Raw genomic sequence first — 20751 nt, 5'->3', positions numbered from 1 at the left:
GATCATGACGTTACGTCATAAGACCGCTTGAACGGCCCGCGCGCGAATGGCCGGCGCCCCGGCCCTATTCCGGCGCCAGCACCTCGCCCTGCCCGCCGAGCAGCGTATCGCCGACGATACGCCGTGCGAGGGTCCAGCCGGCCAGTACCTCCGCCAGCTCCGGCACGCGCCGGGCGATGAGGCGCAGCGCGATGAGCTCGTGCGCGCCGGTATCGACGAAGCCGGCCGGCAGCGCCGGCACCTCGCGCAGGAAGATCGTGCCGCGCTTCATGCCGCGCCCGGCAAGCGGGCCGACGGCACCGCCGACGCTCACCGTACCGGCGATCATGTCGGTGGCCAGCCCTTCGCCGGCGTCACCCGCGACGAGCAGGAGGCCGCCGCGCTGGCGCTCGGCGGCGCGTGGACCGGCGCTGCCGCCGATCTTGAGCACGCCGCCGGACATGCCGCGCCGCGAGCCGGAGCTCGCGCCACCCGCATGCGCGCCGGCCTTGCCGGCCAGCTCGATCCGCCCACCGGAAAGCTCGGCACCGAGGAAATCGCCGGCATCGCCCGCGATGCGCAGCACGCCGCCGCCCATGCCGCGCCCGGCCCAGGCGCCGACCGGCCCGTCGACGATCAGCTCGCCTTCCAGCATGCCGGCGCCGACACCGTCGAGCCGCTCGTCCCCGCCCTCGATCAGCAGCACGCCTTCCGGCGCGCTTTCGATGAAGAACAGCTCCGCCAGCTTCACGCTGCGCGCGCCATGGGGCACCGGCAGGTGCTCCAGCTCGCGCAGCGTCAGCGGACAGGTGACGGCCGGCGTGATGCCGGAAAAGTCCACCCGCGCCTCGAAGGGCGCGCGCGGTTTCAGGGAAACCCCGCTCATGCCGCGCCTCCCGCGCTGTCCTTCATGATCTCGCGCAGCTTGAAGTGGAACGGGCCGAGATTACCGCCATAGTTGCCGGCATCGACCGCCACCACACCGCCTTCCGCGCCGAGCGCGCAGACGGCGGTAATGCCGACGCGCGTCGCCTCCGACACCGCCTCGAAGCTCACGCCGTCGATGACGATCTCCAGCACCGAGCCGACTTCCGGCGGCAGGGCGCTGGGCCGCGTGGCGCGCAGGGTCGGGCAGTAGGCGTCATTGGTGGAGGCGAACAGCCCCTTGTACTTGGAGCCGACCTTGGAGCCCGAGCGCACCACGCCGCCCGGGAAGGGCAGGATGACGCCTTCGACCGTTCCCATCGCCGCGACCGCCGCCTCCGCCGCCTTCAGGGCAGCGGCACGGGAACGGGCGAGGATGAGGAAGTTGCCGCCGCCGACGCCGTCCACCGAGCCGGTGTCCTCGTCGCAGACGAACTCGCCCTCCATCACCGGCAGGCGCCAGAAGCGCTTGTCGCCGATCTTCTTGGAGATCTGATGCCCGTCCGCGAAGTAGCGGATGGTCTTGGCCAGCGGCACGCGCTTGCCGGTCTCGATGCCGGCGTAGCAGGCGGTCGTCGGGCAGGTCAGAACGCACTGGCCGAGGCGCAGCGGCACGACGGTCTTCAACTGCTTGAAGTCCATCGCGAAGATGAGCAGCGACACGCCCGGCCGCCCGTCCGGCGTCTCCTCGGGCGCGAGGACGCGCTCGATGCCCGCCTCGCAGCCGCAGCCGATGACCGAGGTGGCGAAGCCGGTGGTGGTGCGTCCCGCCGTCAACGCCCATTCCGGCGTGTCGGCGGTGACGATGAGACGGGTGCCGACCATCGGGAAGGCTTCCGCGAAGGTGTCGCGGATCTCGACGCCGTTGAGGATCATGGCACCACCCCCTGGCAGTTCAGGACAGTGGGACCGGCGCCGCCCCGCAGCTCGCCGTCGGCGACGCGGAAATGCTGCGCCTTCAGGCCCACCGCCTCGTCGAACCAGCGGTCCATGTCCTTCTGGATCGCGCGGTCGAACTCCGGCCGCACGACATGGGTGGTGCCCTGCGCTAGCTCCACCACCACGCCGTCCTTCACGATCAACCGCCCGTTCTTGAACACGAAGCGCGTGGTCGAGAACATCGCCTCGCGGTCGGCGTCCTCCTTGTGGACGGCGATGTCCGCCACCGCGCCGGGACCGAGATGACCCTTGTCCTTGAGCCCGAGGATGCGGGCCGGCGCGGCGCGGGTGAGGATGGCGATCTCTTCCAGCGAGTATTCGCGCCGGATCTGCGCCAGCATGGTGTGCTTCTGCGCCGCCTTGTTGAGGGTGGCGAGCTGGGCGTTGCGGAAATCCCGGTCCATCAGCAGCCGGATCAGGTGCGGATAGGTGGTGAAGGGGCCGCCATTGGGGTGGTCGGTGGTCAGGAAGATCCGCCAGGGATCCTCGACCAGCAGGAACAGCTCCAGCCCGATCGCCCATTGCAGCGCGTTGACGAAATTGCGGTCGCGATACTCGAACGGCACCACGCCGCAGGCGGCGTCCAGCTCGATGTCCATGCCGATGGACTTACTGGGGCTGGCGAGGGCGCGGTTGCGGTATTGCGACATGTAGTCGGCCGAGGCGGTCACGGTCTGGCCGAACATCACCTGCCCGACATCGACCGAGATGTTCGGGTTGGCGTTCACCAGCTCGGCGATCCGCGCGGCGGAGGAGGAGAAGCGCTTGTCCCCCTCCGTGCCGTAGGAATGGAACTGGAGATGCGTCAGGTGCAGCCGGCGCCCCTCGGCGGCGGCGATGGTGGCGAGCGTCGTCTCGTCATTGCCCGGCACGCCGAGATTGCAGCCGTGCAGGTGGATCGGATGCGGGATGCCCAGCTCCGTCACCGCCCGGATCAGCGTGGTCAGCACCTTGCGCGGCGTCACCCCGTAATGCGGGTTGGCCTCGTCGAGGTCCATCTTGCGGGCGTTGAACTTGAAGGCGTTGATGCCGCCCGGATTGACGATCTTGATGGCGAAGGCCTGCGTCGCCTCCAGCATCCAGCCGACATAGGCGTTCACCTGCTCCTGCCCGGCGCCGGCCGCCAGCAGACGCTGGAAGAAGTCGTCATTGCCGAGCACGAGATAGGCGCCGGTATCGAGATTCGGGATGTCCGCCATCTCAAGATGCGCGCCGCGCGCATTCGCCCCGACCATGGCCGGCTCGAACACCGTGGTGTAGCCAAGCTCAGCGTAGCGGCAGCCGGTGGCATGCGCCGTCGGCACCGCCCGCCCGCCGCCGCAGCCGCAGAAATTGCCGGGCAGCTCGGGCCAGGCGCGCCGGTCCTCCTGCATCAGCAGGCGGGCAAGGTTCATCTTGCCGCCGGCGATGTGGCTGTGCAGATCGATGCCGCCGGCCATGACGATGTCGCCGCCGAGATCGTACTCGGCGTCGGCCTTGAGGTCGGTCGGCGCGACGATGCGCCCGTCGTGGATTTCGATGTCGCGCGCCCTGCCGGCGGCGACGCCGTTTTCGTCATTGGCCGGGTCGAGCACACGCCCGCCCTTGAGCCTTATCCGCATTCACCCCTCCGCTATACGACGCACAGCCTCGGCGACGCTGGGGAGCGTCGCGACGCGCAAGGCGCCGAGCGGCAGGCTCACGATGGAATCCATGCGGAACACCGTGCCGGCGTGGTCCACGCCGGGAGTGCCCACAGGGATCAGGACATCCGGTTCTTTTTCGAACACCGTTTCGGGATGGGCAAGTGCAATCACCTTGCCCGTGAAGGCCGGCGGCGGTTCCGGCCCGAAGGCGGAGACCCAGACCAGCACGTCGGCATCGGCGAGCGCGGCCTCGCTGGCGTAGAGCACGCCGTCATGCGCGCTCTCCTGCCCCCGGATCGCCGTGCGCAGGGGATAGCCGATCCGCCACAGCATGAGCTGGTTGACGCCGATGATGTTGTCGCGCCCGCCGAGCGGGAACACCCCGGCGCGGGTGGTGACGTTCAGCGCGTCGACCAGCGCGGTCGCCCGCTCGGCCACGAGATCGCCGTCGTCAATCTCCGCCGCGTTCCAGGTGACCACCGCGTAATGGGCGCTGCGCAGTTCCTCGGCGAGGCCGGCGAGCGCGTTGGCGGCGATCCCGCCGAAGCTCTCGCCCGGAGGCTGACGGCCCGCAACGAAGCTGCCGAGGGCTTCCAGCGCCGCCACCGCATCGCTCGCGGCGTGATGGACGACCTTGGCGCGGGCGAGGTGGGCCTTCGCCTTCTCGCCCGGCGCGCTGCCGAGGAAGACGACCTTGCGGCCCTGATCGGCGAAAAGCGGCGTCTCGGGGAAGAAGCGCTCGAACAGGCGCCCCCAGACGGCGGACGGATCGTCACCGACCACCACCAGCACGTCGCAGCGGTTGCGGACCTCGGCCAGCGTGGTCGAGAGCCAGCCGGTGCGCTGCGTCGCCGCATAGTTCCGGAAAAGACCGTCGGAGGCATAGTGGTCGAGCACGCCGCCGAAGCGGATGGCGAGATCGACCAGCGCCCCGGCGCCTGCCATGTCCGTGCCCAGCCCGCCGATCACCGGCGCCCGCGCCTCCGTGAGAATGCGCCGGGCGGCCGCGGCCGCCTCGTCCAGGCTCACCGGCGCGCCGGCGACGCTCGCCGGACGGTCGGGAACGTCGAGACGACGCAGCAGCCGCGCGGCCTCGGGGCAGATGCTCCCCTTGGCGCGGACGTCCCGGCCTTCGACCTCGACGGAAAGGTCGTCGCAGCCCAGCCCGCAGAAGCCGCACACCACGTCATGGATCGTTTCGGTCGAAGCTCCGGCCATGGCTTTATCGCAATCGTTCAATCGTATTTGATGTAGGAGAAGCGTAGATCGCCGCGCGGCGTGCCTTCCAGCGCGCTGTCCGGCTCGGTCCCCGGCTGCCAGCCGACGACCTCTTCGATCTTCTTCGCCAGTTGAAAGTCCCGTTCGGTGATGCCCTTCACGTCGTGCGACACCAGCCGCACCTCGACCCAGGCATAGGAGGCGGTGATGTCGGGATGGTGCCAGGCTGCCTCGGCGAGATGCCCCACGGCATTGATCACCATCAGCGTGCCCTTCCAGCTCGACGTCCGGTAGGTACGTCGAATCCAGCCGTCCTTGAGCTTCCAGTGCGGCAGCTCGACGGCGAGGCGTTCCTCCACCTCGTTGTCGGTGAAGGTTTTTTTCGGATCCAGCGCCATGTCCTGGCGTCCTCCTGGCGGCGTCCGCTCGTTCTGTCGCGAGCGGCTTTTCCTGATTCGGTAGCACGCAGCCGGCGCTTCCCGCAAACCCGTAAATGACGCGGCCGGCTTGTCCGCGCCGCGCTCCCCGCCTTACGATGGCGGTCGAGGAAACGCCCGTGAACAGCACAACACGAAACTTCGAGGCGGCAAACGAGGGGACCGACCGGGCCACGGTGCGCATCATCGCGCCGGGCCGCCTGCATCTGGGATTCCTCGATCTCGCCGGCACGCTGGGCCGCCGCTTCGGCAGCCTTGGAATCACGCTCGACCGGCCGTCCACCGTGGTGCGCATGCAGCGCGCGGAGCGGCTTTCCGCCAGCGGGCCCGATGCCGGCCGCGCGGTCGCGGCGGTGGAGAAGGCGGCGACCCGCTTCGGCCTCGACAAGGCGGTCGAGGTGACGGTGGAATCGGCGCTACCGCCGCATTCCGGCCTCGGCTCGGGGACCCAGCTCGGCCTTGCCGTGGCGACCGGCCTGTGCCTGCTGCACGGGCGCGACATCTCGCCCCGCGAAGTGGGCGCGGCTTTGGGTCGCGGCGCCCGCTCGTCCATCGGCATCGGCGCCTTCACCGAGGGCGGCGTCATCCTCGATGGCGGCAAGAAGCGCGGCTCGGACGCGCCGCCCCCCATCCTCTCGCGCCTGCCCTTCCCCGAGAACTGGCGCATCCTGCTGGTATATGACCACGCGCATCAGGGACTTAGCGGCCCGGAGGAAGTGAAGGCGATGGAGGGCCTGCCGCCTTTCGCCGACACGCTGGCCGGCCACATGGCGCGGCTCGCGGTCATGGTCGCGCTGCCCGCTCTGGCCGAAGCGGATGTGGATTACTTCGCCGCGGCGGTCGGCGAAATGCAGCGGCTGCTCGGAGAGCACTATGCGAGTGCCCAGGGTGGCCGCTATACAAGCTCATCCGTCGCCGAGGTGATGGATTGGCTGGAGGCTCGCGGTCTGCGCGGTCTCGGCCAGAGTTCCTGGGGGCCTACCGGATTCGCCATTCTCGGCAGCCCGGACGAGGCCGATCAGCTCATCCGCGAGGCCCGCGCCCATTTCGGCGACCGGCCCGCTCTGGCTTTCGACTGCGTGCGCGGCAGCAATGCCGGTGCCCGCATCGAGTGGCTTGCCTGCGTCGAGCAGTGCTAGCGGCGGTTTTGGCGTAACGCCCGCGTCGCTCCCTTTTCCTCCGCATGAGAGGCCGCAAGGCCCGTTTCTGACCTAGGGAATGAACGCAATGGCGGATATCGCCCCCATTCTTCACATCATTTCGCCGCTTCGCCACGTCAGCCCGTTCGACGTGAACATGGCCGTCGACGCCGGTTATGCGACCATCCTGCCCTATTCGGGGGTGACGCTCGACGAGGTCGGCGACCTGACGCAGGACATGATGTTCTCGCGCCATCCGGATGCCGCCCCGCGCACCGGCCTGTTCATCGGCGGCAAGGACGCGGGCCTCGCCCTTGACATGGCCGACAAGGCGAAGAGCGTGCTGTTCCCGCCCTTCGAGATTTCCGTCTTCGTCGATCCGGCCGGCTCCTTCACCACCGCCGCCGCCATGGTGGCCGAAGTCGAGCTGAAGCTGCGCCCGAGCCACCCGGAAGGGCTGAAGGGCGTAAAGGTGCAGGTCTACGGCGCCACCGGCGTGGTCGGCGGCATCGCGGGCGTGATCGCCGCACAGGCGGGCGCCGAGGTGACGCTGGTCAGCCACCGCGAGCTGGAGGCGGTCGCCGCCAAGGCGCGCGACTTCAAGCAGCGCTTCGGGGTCGACCTCGCCGGCGCGGTCGGCAAGAGCGACGAGGACAAGCGCGGCCTGCTGGCCGATGCCGAGGTGGTGCTCGCCTGCGGGCGTGCCGGCGTCGAGATCCTGTCGGCCGAGGCGCTGGCCGGGGCGAAGCGGCTCAAGGTCGCCGCCGACGTCAACGCCGTGCCGCCCGCCGGCATCGCTGGCATCGACGCCCATGCCGACGGCAAGCCGCTCGCCAACGGGGCGGTCGGCATCGGCGCGCTGACCATCGGCCATCTCAAATACCGCGTGCAGCACGAACTGCTGAAACAGATGCGGGTAACGTCCAAGGCGATGACGGTCGGGTTCGAGGATGCCTTCTTCCTGGCAAGATCGCTCACCGCCTGAGGACAAGGCGGATGTCGTCGTCCTCGGCATCGCCGCGCGTGGCCTCGCCGCCGCCGCCCGCCGCGCCGGCCTGCGCGCCGTCGCCCTCGACCTGTTCGGGGACGAGGATACACGCGCGCTGGCGGTCGAGACGATCGCGCTGCGCCGTCATCCCGGCTTCGCCATCGACCCCGGCGAGCTGTTCGACCAGCTCGACATCCATGCGGGGCACACCCTCCCGGTCGTGCTCGGCACGGGTTTCGAGCATGCGCCGGAAATCGTCGGCGCGCTGGCCGCGCGCTACCGGCTTGCCGGCTGCGGTCCCGACACGCTCGCCCGGCTCAAGCAGCCGGCGGTGTTCGAGCGCCTGCTCGCCGACCTCGGCATCCCCCACCCGCGCCTCCTCCACGGCGCTGCGCCGGAAGGGATGCGGGCGCTGGAAAAGCAGGTCGGCGGCGCCGGCGGCGCGCATGTGCGGCCGGCGACAATGGCGCGCGGCGAGGGATGGTACCTGCAGGAGCAGGTCGAGGGCCGCAGCGTCTCGGCGCTGTTCCTGGGCGACGCATGCACGGCACGGCTCCTCGCCTTCTCCGAGCAATGGTGCGCCCCGGCAGAGGGCACGCCGTTCCGCTATGGCGGGGCGGCGGGGCCGATCCGCCTCGATGACGGGATTGCGCGGGACGTGGCGGATGCGTTGTCGCGCCTCGTCGAGGCCAACGGCCTCGTTGGCCTCGCCAGTGCCGATCTCATGGTCGGAGAAGCGGGCTGGTCGCTCCTCGAGATCAACCCGCGCCCCGGCGCGACGCTGGACATCTTCGACCGGCCGCCGCTGCCGCCGCTTCTGCGCCTGCATATCGACGCCTGCGCCGGCCGGCTGCCGGAGCTTGCCCTCCTCGCTCCCGGCGCGGGCGTGGAAGCGCGTGCCGCCGGCGTCCTCTACGCGCCGGCCGCCTTCGACATGCGGCTCGATCCGCTGCCCGAGTGGGTGGCGGACCGCCCCCGCTACGGCACGCGCTTCGACGCCGGCGAGCCCGTCTGCACGGTGCTCGCGGCCGGACACGACACTATCGACGCCCGCGAAACCCTGTCGCGGCGCATGGATCATCTCTGGCGCACGCTGAACACAGCCGACCGCCAAGCCGCGGAGTGAAGACCCCATGGGTGACACCATCGAAAGCGACACCATCGAACTCCTGCGGCCGAGCGTCGCCGCGCTGAGCGCGCCGCTCGTCGAAGACCTCATCGCCAAGGCCGCCGTGCTGCGCCTCGACGTGAGCCGCAGCCCCTGCGGCGCGCGCATCGTCGATGCCGGCATCAAGGCGCGCGGTGGCATCGAGGCCGGCCGGCGCATCGCCGAGATCTGCCTCGGCGGGCTCGGCCGGGTCAGCGTCGACACCGCCGGGCGCTTCCCGCGCTGGGGCACGATGATCACCGTCACCACGGCCGATCCGGTCATCGCCTGCCTCGGCAGCCAGTATGCCGGCTGGAGCCTGGCGGAAGGCGACTTCTTCGCCCTCGGCTCCGGCCCCGCCCGCGCGCTCTGGGCGAAGGAGACGCTGTTCGGCGAGCTCGGCTATCGTGACAGCGCCGACCATGCCTGCCTCGTGCTGGAGGTCGACCGCACCCCGCCCGACAGCCTGGTCGCGCGCATCGCCGAGGAATGCGGCGTCGCACCGGAGAAGCTGACGCTGATCCTCACCCCCACGAGCAGCCTCGCCGGCACGGTGCAGATCGTCGCCCGCGTGCTGGAGGTGGCGCTGCACAAGACGCACGCGCTGCACTTTCCACTCGACCGCGTGGTGGACGGCATCGGCTCGTCGCCCCTGCCGCCGCCGGCGCCAGACTTCGTCGCCGCGATGGGCCGCACCAACGACGCGACGCTCTATGGCGGCGACGTGCAGCTCTTCGTGACCGGGCCGGAAAGCGAGGCGCGCGAGCTGGCCGAGGGACTGCCCAGCTCCTCCTCGCGCGACCATGGCCGCACCTTCGCGGAGATCTTCACCGCCTATAAGGGCGACTTCTACGCCATGGACCCGATGCTGTTCAGCCCGGCGCGGGTCACCGTGACCGCGCTGGAAACCGGCCGCAGCTTCACCTTCGGCGCCTTCCACGACGAGATTCTGGAGCGCTCCTTCGCATGAGCGCCACGCGCTCCGATACGGTCGTCATCTTCACCGAGGATGCCGACTGGCACACGCGCCGCCTCAAGGCGGCGATCGAGCACGAGGGCTTCGACGTCCTCGTGCTCTCGCTGAACGATTGCGGCTTCGCCATCGGCGAGACGGCGCACGGCCTCGTGCTGCCCGGTCTCGGCGACCGGCTGCCGGCCGCCGCCTTCGTGCGGCTGATCGACAAGGGCTCCACCGAGCAGATCACCGCCCGCCTCGGCCTGCTGCACGCGCTGCGCGAATCCGGCGTGAAGGTGATGAACGACGCGCGTGCCATCGAGCGCTGCGTGGACAAGTCCATGACCAGCTTCCTCATCGCCAGCGCCGGCCTGCCGACCCCGCGCAGCTTCGTCGGCGAGGATCGCGCGGCGATGCAGGCGCTGGTCGACGAGGCGCCGGGCGACATGGTGCTGAAGCCGCTGTTCGGCGCGCAGGGGCGCGGCATCCGCCGCATTCCGCGCCGCTCTCCCCTGCCGGAGCCGGAGAAGGTGGGCGGCATCTATTATCTCCAGGATTTCGTCGCCGCGCCCGAGGCCGAGACCTATCAGGACTGGCGCGTCTTCGTCATCGGCGAGACGGTCGTCGCGAGCATGCTGCGCCGCTCGCCGCGCTGGATCACCAACATTCATCAGGGCGCGGTCGGCGTGCCCGCGCCGTTCGACGCGCGCGCTCATGAGCTCGCCATCCGCGCCGCCGCCGCCGTCGGCGCCGACTATGCTGGGGTCGACCTGATCGAGGACGCGGGCGGCGCGCTGCAGGTGCTGGAGGTCAACTCCATGCCGGCCTGGAAGGGGCTGCAGCGGGCCACCGACATCGACGTCGCCGCTGCCCTCGCCCGCCATCTCGCCGCCACCCTCGCGCCGGTTCCCGCGACATGAAGGCGGACGCCATCGCAGCCGCCTTCCGCGCCGCCTGCCTCGCCGAGCTCGACGCGCTGAAGCCGGGCAATGTGCACCGCTTCAGCGCCGGCCACGGCATGGAGGTCGCTCATTTCGAGCGGGCTGCCACCGCCGCCGCGCCCTTCATCGCCGCGCCCGGCGCGCGGGTGGGCGTCCGCATCGAGGGCGCTGTCGAGGCTTCGCTGAAGGTGGCGGGGCTCAACACCAATCTCGGCATCGTGCTGCTCTGCGCCCCGCTGGCGGCGGCGGCCGAGCGCGCCGGCCCGCTGCGCGCCCGTCTTCAGGACGTGCTGGACAGCCTCGACATCGCCGATGCGGAGGCCGCCTTCCGGGGCATCGCCGCCGCCAATCCCGGCGGGCTCGGCCGGCAGGACGAGCACGATGTCGCCGGCCCCGCCCGCATCGGCCTTCGGGAGGCGATGGCGCTGGCGGCGGAGCGCGACCTCATCGCCCGGCAATACGCCAACGGCTTCGCCGACCTGTTCGACATCGGTCTCGCCCGCTTCGAGGCACTCGACGGCGCCGAGCCGGAAGCGCGCACGGAGGCGGTGCATCTCGCCTTCATGGCCGCCTTTCCCGACAGCCATATCCTGCGCAAGTTCGGAGCCGAGACGGCCGAGCAGGTGCGCATGGAGGCCGCCGCGCTGCTGCCGCGCATCGATTTCCGCGCGCCGGCCGACGAGCGTCACCGCCCGCTCGCCGCTTTCGACGCGGCGCTCAAGGCGCGCGGCCTCAATCCCGGCACCAGCGCCGACCTCACGGTCGCCACGCTGTTCGCCGCCCCTCTCGTCAGCCGGTGAAGGTGCCGATGTCGTGCCGGGACAGACGCCCGTCATGCAGCGCGCTCGCCAGCAGCACGCCGGCGACGCCGAGATCGGCCAGCCGATGAAGGTCCGCCACGTCGCGAACCCCGCCAGCGGCATAGACGCGCCGCCCTTCGGCCCGCGCCAGAATGTCGCCGAGACGGTCGAGATCCGGTCCCTCCCCCGCCCCCACACGGGCCAGCGTCATCACGATCACCGCGTCCGGCCACAGGGACGGCCGGGCGTGCAGTTCGGCGGGACCGCGCGGGCCCTCCGGCCCGTAGTCGAGAGAGAGCACCCCGCCGCCGGCAGCGAGCGCTTCCACCGCCGCATCGAGGCTGGCGAGGCTTTCGCTGCCGACCACCGGCCGGCCGGGGCCCTGCGCGACGCGGCCGGCGAGCGCTTCGGGATTGGCTTCGCCGGCATCGACCCACAGGGCGAGCGCGGGGTGGCGTGCCGCGAGGCGGCCCAGCACCGCGTCGTGGCCGCCCTTTCCGGCAATGGCGTCGAGATCGGCGATGTAGAGCGTGCGGAAGGCGCCGAGCGCCAGGAGCCCGTCCGCCACGTCGAGCGGCCCTGCACCGGCGCAGAGTGGCGTCTCGATGGGACGGTAGGCGTCGCGCGCCCCGCGCCGGGCGTGCACGACCGCACCTCCCATCAGGTCGATCACCGGTATAAGTTCCACCCTGCTCTTCCTTTTCCGACGTATCGATGATGCACGTCTTCGTCCTGGAAACCGTCACCGGCGGCGACTATCTCGGCGGCGAGCCGCCCGGCTCGCTGATAGCCGAAGCCGCGCTGATGCGCGACACGCTCATCGGCGATCTGGAGGATCTTCCCGGCGTGCGCGTCGTCACGACGCACGACGCCCGCCTGCCGCCTCCCCCACGCGGCACCTCGACGGCGCTGCGCCTCGGCGACGATCCCCGCTCGATCTGGAACATGATGGCCGAGGAGGCCGATTGCTGCTGGCCCATCGCGCCGGAGACCGGCGGCGTGCTGGAACAGCTCGCCGGGCAGCTGCGGGCGCGCAACCGCCGGGTGATCCTTCCCGATCAGCGGACGCTGGCGCTGTGCGCGAGCAAGCGCGCCACCGCCGGAGCGCTGGCGGCGGCCGGCATTCCGGTGGTGCCGACGTGGCCGATCGAGGCCGTGCCCGCCGAGGTCGCCGGCCCCTTCGTGACCAAGCCGGATGACGGGACGGGAACGGAGGAAGTGCACCTCTCGCCGGATCGTCCAGCCCCGCCCTTCCCCGCCGGCTTCATCGCCCAGCCGCTGGTCGAGGGCATGCCCGCCAGCCTCACCCTGCTCTGCCAGGAAGGTCGCACCCATGTGCTCACCGCCAACCGCCAGCATGTGACGCGGGCGGACGGACGGTTCCATTTCAGCGGGCTGACGGTCGGCGCCTTCCCGGCCGACGCGCCGCTGCGCGCGCTGGCCGGGAGCATCGGCGCCGCGCTGCCCGGCTTGCACGGCATCGTCGGGGTCGACTACATCGCCACGCCGCAGGGGCCGGTGGTGGTCGAGATCAATCCGCGCCTCACCACCGCCTATGTCGGCCTGCGCCGTTCGCTCGGGGTGAACCCGGTCGCCTTCCTCGCCGAGTTCATCCGCGAGGGCATGGTGCCCGACCTGCCCCGTCTCCCGCCCGCTTTGCTCGTCGAGGTCCTGCTGTGAAGAATATCGTCCGCCTTGGATGGGATGTCGGGGGCGCTCATGTGAAGCTCGCCGCCTTCGGCGCCGACGGCCGGCTGAAAGCGGTGCGCATCGCCGCCTGCCCGGTGTGGAAGGGCGCCGACCATCTCGCCGGCGCGGTGCACGAATTGCGGAGCGAGTTCGGGCCGGACGCGACCTCCGCCGTCACCATGACCGCCGAGGTCGCCGACCTCTGGCCGGACCGCCATGCCGGCGTCGTCGGCACCGCCGCGCTGCTGATGCGCGAATTGGGCGGCGCGCCGCTCGCCCTTTTCGCCGGGCCGGAAGGCTTCGTGGCGCCCGAGCAGGCGGCGGCGCATGCCGACACCATCGGCTCGGCCAACTGGTACGCCACCGCCGCCGTGCTGGCGCATCTGCTGCCGGACGGCATCCTGATGGATATCGGCTCGACCACTGCCGACCTCATTCCCTTCGGCAGCGGCCGGGTGGCGGCGCGCGGCTTCACCGATGCCGAGCGGCTGGCGAACAATGAGCTCATCTATACCGGCGCCGTCCGCACGCCGGTGATGGCGCTCGCCGCCGAGGCGCCGTTCGGCGGCCGCTGGCTGCCGCTGATGGCCGAGCACTATGCCACGACGGCCGATGTCCACCGCCTCGCCGGCGACCTGCCGGAGGGCGCCGACCTGCACCCCAGCGCCGATGGCGGGCCGAAGACCGAGGAGGCGAGCGCCCGCCGCCTGCTGCGCATGGTCGGACACGACCTCACCCCGGCGACGCTGCCCAAGGCGAAGGCGCTGGCCCGCCATCTCGCCGAAGCGCAGACCGCCCGCCTCGGCCGTGCCCTCGACTGCGTCGTGTCCGGTCTCGAAACCGAGCCCGGCATGATCGTCGGCGCCGGGGTCGGACGCTTCATCGCCGCCCGGCTCGCCGAGCGCCGCAGCCTCGCCTATCTCGACCTCGCGGACGTGCTGACCGACGATCCAGCCCTCGCCGGGCAGGCCGCCGACTGCGCGCCGGCCGTCGCGGTCGGCCTGCTGGCCGCCGCCCTCTCGCCCGCCTGATCCCTCTCAACCGACACGCCGGAACGCCATCCCCATGTCCGACCGCATCTTCCTTCGAGGCGTCGAGCTGCACGCCTATCACGGGCTGCACGAGGAGGAAGCGCGGCTCGGCCAGCGTTTCGTCGTCGACATCGACTGGTGGCTCGACACCGGCCCCGCCGCCGCGCACGACAATTACGGCGAGACGGTCGGCTACGAGAAGGTGTTCGAGGCCATTCACGAGGTCTCCGCCGGCCACCGGTTCCACATTCTGGAAGCCTTCGCCCAGGCCATCGCCGAGACGGTTCTCTCCCGCTATCCGCGCGTGGAGAAGGTGCGGGTGGAGGTGCACAAGCCCTCCGCCCCGATCGCCGGCATCTTCGGCGACGCCGGCGTCGAGATCACCCGCACGCGGTAGCGCCGCGGGCGAACCGCGCTAACGCCGCTCCTCCGCCCGCACCGCCACCGAGGCGACCGTGCGCGGCGGCAGCGGCGCGAGGCTGCGTCCGCCCCTCTCGTAATTGCGGGCGAAGACCGCGAAGCGGTCGCGCCACGGCGCCTCGACCAGGCGGTAGCTCAGCGCCGCCAGCGCCACCACGAGGCCGGTGAAGACGGCCAGCACGGCAAGCGCGGCGCCCGGCCCGCCGAGGTCATAGAGCTGCTTCTCATAGCCGAGCACCTCGACCGGCTGGCGCATGGCGATGCCGGCGACGTCGCCATAGAGCCAGATGCCGTAGCCGAGCACGATCAGCAGCGGCATGTGGATGAGATAGATCGAATAGGACCACCGCCCCAGCGCGGCGAGCGGTGCCGTGCGCATCAGCGCCGACAGCGTGCCCTTCTCACGGGCGAAGACGAGGATGGCGGCGGCGAAGACCAGCGGCGCCGCCACGCTCCAGGGATGCACCTGATCCGGGCCCGTGCCGGCGGCGACGATGAACAGGCCGATGGCGACCACGGAAGCCGCCTCCCACAGCCCGGCGGCCGGCAGCCGCCGGTCGCGCCAGCGCCGATGCGCGTGCCAGGCGACGACGCCCGCGAAGAAGCCGGCGATGCAGCGCAGGAAGCCGAAATCCGCCGTCACGTTCATGTAGGTCGGCGCCACCGCCAGCACCGCCCCCATCGCCGCCAGCGACAGCAGCGCCGCCACCATCGGCAGGCGGCGCGCTCCCGCCAGCAGCAGCACGGCCGCGAACAGCGTGTAGGTGTAGAACTCCGCGCCGATGCTCCAGGCCGGGCCGTTCCACGCCACGCCGTAGAAGCCCATGGAGTTGAGCAGCGCCGCGTTGAGCAGCAGCGCGCGCATCGAGTAGTTGCCGGTGCCGGCCTCGATCATGAGTTGCTCGGGATGCCGGCCGCCGAGATTGATCGCCATCACCGCCAGCATCAGTGCGAACAGCACGGTCAGGTGCAGCGGCCAGAGCCGCCCGACCCGTCGCAAAAGGAAGCCGCCAGCCTGCCGCGCATCGCCGATACGGCTGCGATAGGCATGGCAGACGACGAAGCCGGACAATACGAAAAAGAAGTCGACAAACAGATAGGAATTGGCAACCAGCGTAGAATGCAGAACGTCAACCCGGACAACGTAGATGTAGTGATAGATCACTACCATGATGGCGCATAGCCCCCTCCACGAATCGAGCGCGTCGAACCTCTCGGAGCTCACGTTCTCCTGCATGCCGAGCCATCCTGTCGTTTGTTAATCCCAAGCTTTCCCGGAACGACTAACGAATCTCTGCCGAAGCGGTTCCCCGATTGTCACGACAACTCTGACCATTCCGGGGCACCCCCCTCCAGCGGGGGCTTTCGGTTCGGCGCGCGAAGGCCTAACTCTTGAAGGACCAGATGGCGCTACGCCCAAGAACCGGAGCCTTCCAATGCCGCGCGATGCCGTGCCCCAGCCCGTCCGCCTCAGCGATTACCGGCCGCCGGACTGGCTCGTGGACACGGTGCATCTCGACGTGCGCCTGCACCCCACCGCCACCCGCATCCTCGCCCGGCTCGCGCTGCGGCCGAATCCGGAGGGCCGCGAGGGCTCGCCCATCGTGCTGGACGGCGACGAGCTGTCGCTGAAGTCCATCGCGCTCGACGGCACGCCGCTTGCCGGCAGCGCCTATGTCACCACCGCCGGCACGCTGACCGTCCTCGCCCCGCCGCAGCGCGCGCTGACGCTGGAGATCGAGACGGTCGTCGACCCCTCGGCCAACACCAAGCTGATGGGCCTCTACCGCTCCAGCGGCGCCTATTGCACGCAGTGCGAGGCGGAAGGCTTCCGCCGCATCACCTATTTTCCCGACCGGCCGGACGTGCTCGCCGTCTACACCACCCGCATCGAGGCCGAGCGCGAGGAAGCGCCCGTGCTGCTCGCCAACGGCAATCCGGTCGAGAGCGGCGCCGTCGAGGGCACCAGCCGCCATTATGCGATCTGGCACGATCCCTGGCCGAAGCCGAGCTATCTGTTCGCCCTCGTCGGCGGGCGGCTCGACCGCATCACCGACCATTTCGTCACCGCCACCGGCAAGAAGGTCGAACTCGGCATCTATGTCGAGCCGGGCAAGACCGAGCGCGCCGGCTACGCCATGGACGCGCTGAAGCGCTCCATGCGCTGGGACGAGGAGGTGTTCGGCTGCGAGTACGACCTCGACGTGTTCAACATCGTCGCCGTGGCCGACTTCAACATGGGCGCGATGGAGAACAAGGGCCTCAACATCTTCAACGACAAATACGTGCTCGCCAGCCCCGAGACCGCGACCGACGCCGACTACGCCAATATCGAGGGCATCATCGCCCACGAATATTTCCACAACTGGACCGGCAACCGCATCACCTGCCGCGACTGGTTCCAGCTCTGCCTCAAGGAAGGGCTCACCGTCTTCCGCGACCAGGAATTCTCCTCCGACCAGCGCTCGCGCCCGGTGAAGCGCATCTCCGACGTGCGCCTGCTCAAGGGGCACCAGTTCCCCGAGGACGCCGGCCCGCTGGCGCATCCGGTGCGCCCCTCGACCTATCGCGAGATCAACAACTTCTACACGGCGACCGTCTACGAGAAGGGCGCCGAGGTCGTGCGCATGCTGAAGACCCTGCTGGGCGAGGAAGGCTTCCGCGCCGGCATGGATCTCTACTTCGACCGCCACGACGGCGACGCCGCGACGGTGGAGGACTTCCTCGCCTGCTTCGCCGACGCCAACGGGATCGATCTCACCCAGTTCGCGCTGTGGTACGCCCAATCGGGCACGCCGCACCTCGCCGTCAGCGGCCATTGGGACGCGCAGGCACGCACCTATCGACTCGATGTCGTCCAGACCCTGCCGCCGACGCCCGGCCAGCCTGAAAAGCAGCCCATGGTGATCCCGCTCGCGCTCGGGCTCGTCGGGCCGGACGGCAACGACCTGCCGATGCGCCTCGACGACGGCACCAATGCCGAGCGCGGCGTGCTGCTGGTCACCCGGCCCCGGCAGAGCTTCGTCTTCCGCGACGTGGCCGAGCGCCCGGTGGCCTCGCTCAACCGGGGCTTCTCCGCGCCGGTAAAGCTGACCAGCGACCTCACCACGCAGGACCTCGTCTTCCTCGCCCGCCACGACGCCGATCCGTTCAACCGCTTCGATGCCGCCCAGACCATCGCCCTCGCCCATCTGGTCGAGGCGACGGCGGCGCGGCGCACCGGGCGCGACCTGCCCTCCCCCGCCGCCCTCGTCGAGGCGCTCGGCGCGACGCTGTCCGACGCCACGCTCGATCCCGCCTTCATCGCCCAGGCGCTCTCCGTGCCGTCGGAAAGCGATGTCGCGCGGGAGATCGCCGACGATGTCGACCCCGACGCCATCCATGACGCCCGCCAGGCGCTGCGGCGCGCCCTGAGCGCGGCCCTGAGGCCGGCGCTGGAGGGCGCCTATGACCGGCATGCCCCGACCGGCGCCTATGCGCCCGACGCCGCTTCCGCCGGCCGGCGGGCCCTGCGCAACGCCTGCCTCGACCTGCTCGCGGCGGGAGGCACGGCGCCTGGCCTCGCGCGGGCGCTCGCTCATTTCCGCGACGCGGACAACATGACCGATCGCTTCCTCGCCCTGTCGGTGCTCGCCCACAACGCGCCCGACGCGCGGGAGGAGGCGCTGGCGGCGTTCTACGAGCGCTTCCGCGACGATCCGCTGGTGGTCGACAAATGGCTGGCCCTGCAGGCGCAGATCGCCGAGCCGGGGACGCTGGAACGGGTACGGGGGCTCACCGGCCATCCGGCCTTCTCGTGGGGCAACCCCAACCGCGTGCGCTCGCTCGTCGGCTCCTTCGCCGGCGCCAACCAGACGCAGTTCAACCGGGCGGACGGCGCGGGGCACGATTTCGTCGCCGACGCGGTGCTGGAACTCGACGGACGCAACCCGCAGGTGGCGGCGCGCCTGCTCGCCGCCTTCAAGAGCTGGCGCTCGCTGGAACCGGGACGCCGCGCCTCGGCCGAGCGCGCCCTGCGCCGCGTCGCCGCCAAGCCGGGCCTCTCGCCGGATGTCGGCGACATCGTCTCGCGCTCGCTGGAACCGGCCTAACACCGGCCGGGCGCCGCTCCGACCCGCATCCGCCGCATTGGACAACTGTATAGTTATCGGGTTTCCGGGCATTCCGGGCGGTGCGGATCGGCGCTAGACTGCGTCGCGGCGGAGGGAAAGCCGGTCGATGAGCAGTGACGCACTCCCGTCGAATGACGCGGCCCGGGTGCAATCGGAAGCGGCTCTCGCGGAGGCGCCGGTTGCGCTGTGCGTCGTGAGCGACGACCTGCGGCTGCTCGCCGTCAACATGCAGATGGCCGCCCTGCTCGGCCGGCCGGCTCAGGAGATCGTCGGGCATCCCGTCGACGACTTCCTGCCGGGGTCCTCGGCCCTCGTGCGCCGCTGGTTCGAGCGGGTGGCCGCAGGCCGCGCGGTTTCCGAGCAGGAATGGTCCGATCCGGCGAGCGGGCGCACCTATCTCGCCTCCGCGCGCGCCGTGCCGGACGTCGAGGGCAAGTCCGCCAGCCTGTCGATCGCGCTGACCGACATCACCCGCCGCCGTCTGCTGCGCGCCGGCCTCGCCCAGCGCGAACGGCGCATCGGCGTGGCGCTGGAAAGCGCCGGGCAATGGGTGTGGGAGCTCGACATCCGCTCCGGCGTGGTACGGCGCTCGCCGCGCTGGAAGATGGCGCTGGGCTTCGGCCCGGACGATACGCCCGAGGAGAACGAGCGCACCCCCTGGAGCATCATCCATCCCGACGACCGGCCGATGGTGGTGCAGCGCTACGAGCAGGTGCTTGCCGGCAGCAGCGACATCTTCGAGGCGGTCTATCGCGTACCCGACAAGTTCGGCCGCTGGCGCTGGATCCTCGGGCGCGGGCGCATCGTCGAGCGCGACGCGGAAGGCCGGCCGCTGCGCCTGCTCGCCACCAGCGTCGACATCACCCGGCAGAAGCAGATCGAGGAGGAGCTGGCCGCCACGGTGCGCCAGCGTGAGCGGCTGGAACGCGAGCTGATCGAGGCCAACCGCCGCCTCACCGAACTCTCCGAGATGGACCCGCTCACCGAGCTGCCCAACCGGCGGAAGTTCGACAAGGTGCTGGCGCACGAGATCAAGCGCTCGGGGCGGCACAAGCCCTCGCTCGCGCTGATGATGATCGATGTCGACGACTTCAAGACCTACAACGATCTCTACGGCCATATCGAGGGCGACGAGTGCCTGCGCCGCATCGCCGAGGCGCTGCGCGGCTGCGCGCGCCGGGCCGGCGACCTCGTCACCCGCTATGGCGGGGAGGAGTTCGCCGCCATCCTCGCCGACACCGACGAGAGCGACGCCATCGCCGTCGCCACGCACATGCTGCGGGCGGTGCGGGCGCTGCGCCTGCCCCACGCCGGCACCCCGCAGGGCATCGTGACGGTGAGCATCGGCATCACCCTGTACGACGCGAACACGCCGCCCCTGCCCAGCCCCGGCCTCATCGCCGGCGCCGACCGCGCGCTCTACGCCGCCAAGCAGGCGGGGCGGAACCGCATCCTCGTGCTGGGCGCGGACGGCTCCATGAGCCCCGTGCCGGTCACGGACGGGGTTCCGCCCGCCCCGGACGGGACAGCCGCGCCGGGCTCGACGGCCCGGCGCTGAGCCTCAGTATTCCACCACGCCATCCAGCGCGTAGTGCTTGATCGTCTTGCGATTGGCGATCAGCTCGTCGACCGTCGGCTTGCCGGTCATGGCGCGTTCGAGCGCGATCTTCATCGCCTCGTAATTGGTGCGGTAGAGGTCGGCCTTGTCGAGGTTCGGATCCTCGGCGCAGCGCGGGTCGAGCCACACCATCACGATCATGCACAGCTCGTCGGCCTGGTCCTTCGGCAGGATGCCCTCGGCCAGCGCGTCGACGATGGCATCGCCGATCGCGCCCTGCACCACGCCGCCCAGCAGGTCGACATATTCCAGCGTATGGATGGTCGCCTTGGTGGTCATCATGGTGGCCGGACGCACCATCTGGTTCAGGTCGCGCACCACGAACATGCGGGTGTGGCCCTGGACCTGGCCCATCATCGAGGCGAAGGCATGCCCGGCCGGCCCACGGACCGAGCCGATCAGAACCTCCGGCATGGCGTCGGTGAACTGCCCGTCGGCGGCGAGCACGGTCGCCTCGCCGGTGCGGAACCAGATGTCGCTCATGTGGTCGTCTCTCCCTTCTGGCACCCGAAATCGGGCGTCAGCGCATAACATCGGGCGCCGCGCGGCGTCCATGCGACGCGGTTGTCGCCTTCCGCCGCGGCCGCTGTCGGCTTCCGCCACGTATCGCAGCACCGCGGGACCACCCGGAGGTTGCCGAATCGTTAACTTGACTCCCGAGGACTCTGGACAGGGAGGGGCCGATTCGATTCAAATCAGGGTGATTCGGAGAGATGCGGCACATCGCTCCTATCAAGATGGGAACGGGTATTGGGACTTCGGGGGAGGCCGGCGATGGCTCGCGCCAAC

The 20751-nt window shown here is 70.5% G+C and carries 19 protein-coding genes; 11 read left to right on the top strand and 8 right to left on the bottom strand.

Annotated features, from left to right (window positions below):
* Positions 1-64: 64 nt before the first annotated feature.
* From STARVERO_RS03425 to STARVERO_RS03405, 5 genes are read right to left on the bottom strand one after another with little or no spacing between them, the layout of a single operon-like run.
* Positions 65-865, bottom strand: a complete 801-nt coding sequence (locus STARVERO_RS03425; protein WP_144343107.1) for a formylmethanofuran dehydrogenase subunit C — start codon at positions 863-865, stop codon at positions 65-67.
* Positions 862-1779: a formylmethanofuran--tetrahydromethanopterin N-formyltransferase gene (gene fhcD / locus STARVERO_RS03420; protein ID WP_159597913.1), complete on the bottom strand. Its 918-nt coding sequence runs from the start codon at positions 1777-1779 to the stop codon at positions 862-864. The genes STARVERO_RS03425 and fhcD overlap by 4 nt, the downstream gene beginning before the upstream one ends.
* Positions 1776-3443 (bottom strand): formylmethanofuran dehydrogenase subunit A, encoded by a 1668-nt coding sequence (locus tag STARVERO_RS03415; protein WP_159597912.1) that lies wholly within the window; start codon positions 3441-3443, stop codon positions 1776-1778. Before STARVERO_RS03415 ends, fhcD begins: the two co-directional genes overlap by 4 nt.
* Positions 3444-4685 carry a formylmethanofuran dehydrogenase gene (locus tag STARVERO_RS03410; protein ID WP_159597911.1) on the bottom strand — a complete coding sequence of 414 codons (1242 nt, stop codon included), beginning with the start codon at positions 4683-4685 and terminating at the stop codon, positions 3444-3446.
* 17 nt (positions 4686-4702) lie between these two features.
* Positions 4703-5083 carry a 4a-hydroxytetrahydrobiopterin dehydratase gene (locus STARVERO_RS03405; protein ID WP_144343111.1) on the bottom strand — a complete coding sequence of 127 codons (381 nt, stop codon included), beginning with the start codon at positions 5081-5083 and terminating at the stop codon, positions 4703-4705.
* Between the two features lie 158 nt (positions 5084-5241).
* Between STARVERO_RS03405 and STARVERO_RS03400 the strand changes: the two genes are divergently transcribed.
* The 6 genes from STARVERO_RS03400 (at position 5242) to STARVERO_RS03375 (ending at position 11092) form a co-directional block, all read left to right on the top strand.
* A complete protein-coding gene (locus STARVERO_RS03400) occupies positions 5242-6261 on the top strand; it encodes a beta-ribofuranosylaminobenzene 5'-phosphate synthase family protein (protein WP_244616542.1) in 1020 nt (339 codons plus the stop codon).
* 88 nt (positions 6262-6349) lie between these two features.
* Complete coding sequence (locus STARVERO_RS03395; RefSeq protein ID WP_144343113.1) at positions 6350-7246, top strand: NAD(P)-dependent methylenetetrahydromethanopterin dehydrogenase; 897 nt, start codon at positions 6350-6352, stop codon at positions 7244-7246.
* Positions 7212-8375, top strand: a complete 1164-nt coding sequence (locus STARVERO_RS03390) for an ATP-grasp domain-containing protein (protein WP_159597909.1) — start codon at positions 7212-7214, stop codon at positions 8373-8375. The genes STARVERO_RS03395 and STARVERO_RS03390 overlap by 35 nt, the downstream gene beginning before the upstream one ends.
* A 7-nt stretch (positions 8376-8382) precedes the next feature.
* Complete coding sequence (gene mch / locus STARVERO_RS03385) at positions 8383-9366, top strand: methenyltetrahydromethanopterin cyclohydrolase (protein WP_144343115.1); 984 nt, start codon at positions 8383-8385, stop codon at positions 9364-9366.
* On the top strand, positions 9363-10271 hold the full coding sequence (locus tag STARVERO_RS03380; protein WP_159597908.1) for a RimK family alpha-L-glutamate ligase: 909 nt from the start codon (positions 9363-9365) through the stop codon (positions 10269-10271). Before mch ends, STARVERO_RS03380 begins: the two co-directional genes overlap by 4 nt.
* A complete protein-coding gene (locus STARVERO_RS03375) occupies positions 10268-11092 on the top strand; it encodes a triphosphoribosyl-dephospho-CoA synthase (protein ID WP_159597907.1) in 825 nt (274 codons plus the stop codon). Before STARVERO_RS03380 ends, STARVERO_RS03375 begins: the two co-directional genes overlap by 4 nt.
* On the opposite strand, the gene STARVERO_RS03370 is transcribed toward STARVERO_RS03375, so the two are convergent.
* Positions 11082-11780 (bottom strand): HisA/HisF-related TIM barrel protein, encoded by a 699-nt coding sequence (locus tag STARVERO_RS03370; protein ID WP_200837653.1) that lies wholly within the window; start codon positions 11778-11780, stop codon positions 11082-11084. The two genes, STARVERO_RS03375 and STARVERO_RS03370, sit on opposite strands and share 11 nt — an antisense overlap.
* A 26-nt stretch (positions 11781-11806) precedes the next feature.
* Here STARVERO_RS03370 and STARVERO_RS03365 point away from each other — a divergent pair, with 26 nt between their 5' ends.
* Genes STARVERO_RS03365 through folB form a run of 3 tightly spaced genes read left to right on the top strand, consistent with a single transcriptional unit; the run spans position 11807 to position 14209 of the window.
* Complete coding sequence (locus tag STARVERO_RS03365; protein ID WP_244616540.1) at positions 11807-12772, top strand: ATP-grasp domain-containing protein; 966 nt, start codon at positions 11807-11809, stop codon at positions 12770-12772.
* Entirely contained in the window at positions 12769-13812 is a 1044-nt protein-coding gene (locus STARVERO_RS03360) for a hydantoinase/oxoprolinase family protein (RefSeq protein WP_159597906.1), read from the top strand. Before STARVERO_RS03365 ends, STARVERO_RS03360 begins: the two co-directional genes overlap by 4 nt.
* 34 nt (positions 13813-13846) lie before the next feature.
* A complete protein-coding gene (gene folB, locus STARVERO_RS03355; RefSeq protein ID WP_144343119.1) occupies positions 13847-14209 on the top strand; it encodes a dihydroneopterin aldolase in 363 nt (120 codons plus the stop codon).
* 18 nt (positions 14210-14227) lie between these two features.
* Here folB and STARVERO_RS03350 read toward each other — a convergent pair whose 3' ends face one another.
* A complete protein-coding gene (locus STARVERO_RS03350) occupies positions 14228-15469 on the bottom strand; it encodes an acyltransferase family protein (protein ID WP_159597905.1) in 1242 nt (413 codons plus the stop codon).
* A 199-nt stretch (positions 15470-15668) separates the two neighbouring features.
* On the opposite strand from STARVERO_RS03350, the gene pepN reads away from it, so the two are divergent.
* Both pepN and STARVERO_RS03340 read left to right on the top strand, forming a co-directional pair.
* The gene (gene pepN / locus STARVERO_RS03345) at positions 15669-18323 is read left to right on the top strand and encodes an aminopeptidase N (protein WP_159597904.1); all 2655 of its coding nucleotides are present in this window, start codon (positions 15669-15671) and stop codon (positions 18321-18323) included.
* Positions 18324-18450: 127 nt separating this feature from the next.
* Positions 18451-19902: a sensor domain-containing diguanylate cyclase gene (locus STARVERO_RS03340; RefSeq protein WP_159597903.1), complete on the top strand. Its 1452-nt coding sequence runs from the start codon at positions 18451-18453 to the stop codon at positions 19900-19902.
* A gap of 3 nt (positions 19903-19905) precedes the next feature.
* On the opposite strand, the gene fae is transcribed toward STARVERO_RS03340, so the two are convergent.
* Positions 19906-20445 (bottom strand): formaldehyde-activating enzyme, encoded by a 540-nt coding sequence (gene fae, locus STARVERO_RS03335; RefSeq protein WP_144343123.1) that lies wholly within the window; start codon positions 20443-20445, stop codon positions 19906-19908.
* Between the last annotated feature and the right edge of the window lie 306 nt (positions 20446-20751).

This window comes from Starkeya nomas, from assembly GCF_902703545.1.
GTDB classification, from domain to species: Bacteria; Pseudomonadota; Alphaproteobacteria; order Rhizobiales; family Xanthobacteraceae; genus Ancylobacter; species Ancylobacter moscoviensis.
Note: the sequence above shows the minus strand (reverse complement) of the source record. Positions and strands in the feature narration are given on the sequence as shown.

Coding starts and splice junctions, on each gene's coding strand:
- STARVERO_RS03395 (WP_144343113.1), top strand. CDS start 6,350: ATGGCGGATATCGCCCCCATTCTTCACATCATTTCGCCGCTTCGCCAC.
- fae (WP_144343123.1), bottom strand. CDS start 20,445: ATGAGCGACATCTGGTTCCGCACCGGCGAGGCGACCGTGCTCGCCGCC.
- STARVERO_RS03350 (WP_159597905.1), bottom strand. CDS start 15,469: ATGCAGGAGAACGTGAGCTCCGAGAGGTTCGACGCGCTCGATTCGTGG.
- STARVERO_RS03380 (WP_159597908.1), top strand. CDS start 9,363: ATGAGCGCCACGCGCTCCGATACGGTCGTCATCTTCACCGAGGATGCC.
- STARVERO_RS03410 (WP_159597911.1), bottom strand. CDS start 4,685: ATGGCCGGAGCTTCGACCGAAACGATCCATGACGTGGTGTGCGGCTTC.
- STARVERO_RS03425 (WP_144343107.1), bottom strand. CDS start 865: ATGAGCGGGGTTTCCCTGAAACCGCGCGCGCCCTTCGAGGCGCGGGTG.
- STARVERO_RS03390 (WP_159597909.1), top strand. CDS start 7,212: ATGCCTTCTTCCTGGCAAGATCGCTCACCGCCTGAGGACAAGGCGGAT.
- mch (WP_144343115.1), top strand. CDS start 8,383: ATGGGTGACACCATCGAAAGCGACACCATCGAACTCCTGCGGCCGAGC.
- STARVERO_RS03375 (WP_159597907.1), top strand. CDS start 10,268: ATGAAGGCGGACGCCATCGCAGCCGCCTTCCGCGCCGCCTGCCTCGCC.
- folB (WP_144343119.1), top strand. CDS start 13,847: ATGTCCGACCGCATCTTCCTTCGAGGCGTCGAGCTGCACGCCTATCAC.
- STARVERO_RS03340 (WP_159597903.1), top strand. CDS start 18,451: ATGAGCAGTGACGCACTCCCGTCGAATGACGCGGCCCGGGTGCAATCG.
- pepN (WP_159597904.1), top strand. CDS start 15,669: ATGCCGCGCGATGCCGTGCCCCAGCCCGTCCGCCTCAGCGATTACCGG.
- STARVERO_RS03415 (WP_159597912.1), bottom strand. CDS start 3,443: ATGCGGATAAGGCTCAAGGGCGGGCGTGTGCTCGACCCGGCCAATGAC.
- STARVERO_RS03405 (WP_144343111.1), bottom strand. CDS start 5,083: ATGGCGCTGGATCCGAAAAAAACCTTCACCGACAACGAGGTGGAGGAA.
- fhcD (WP_159597913.1), bottom strand. CDS start 1,779: ATGATCCTCAACGGCGTCGAGATCCGCGACACCTTCGCGGAAGCCTTC.
- STARVERO_RS03365 (WP_244616540.1), top strand. CDS start 11,807: ATGATGCACGTCTTCGTCCTGGAAACCGTCACCGGCGGCGACTATCTC.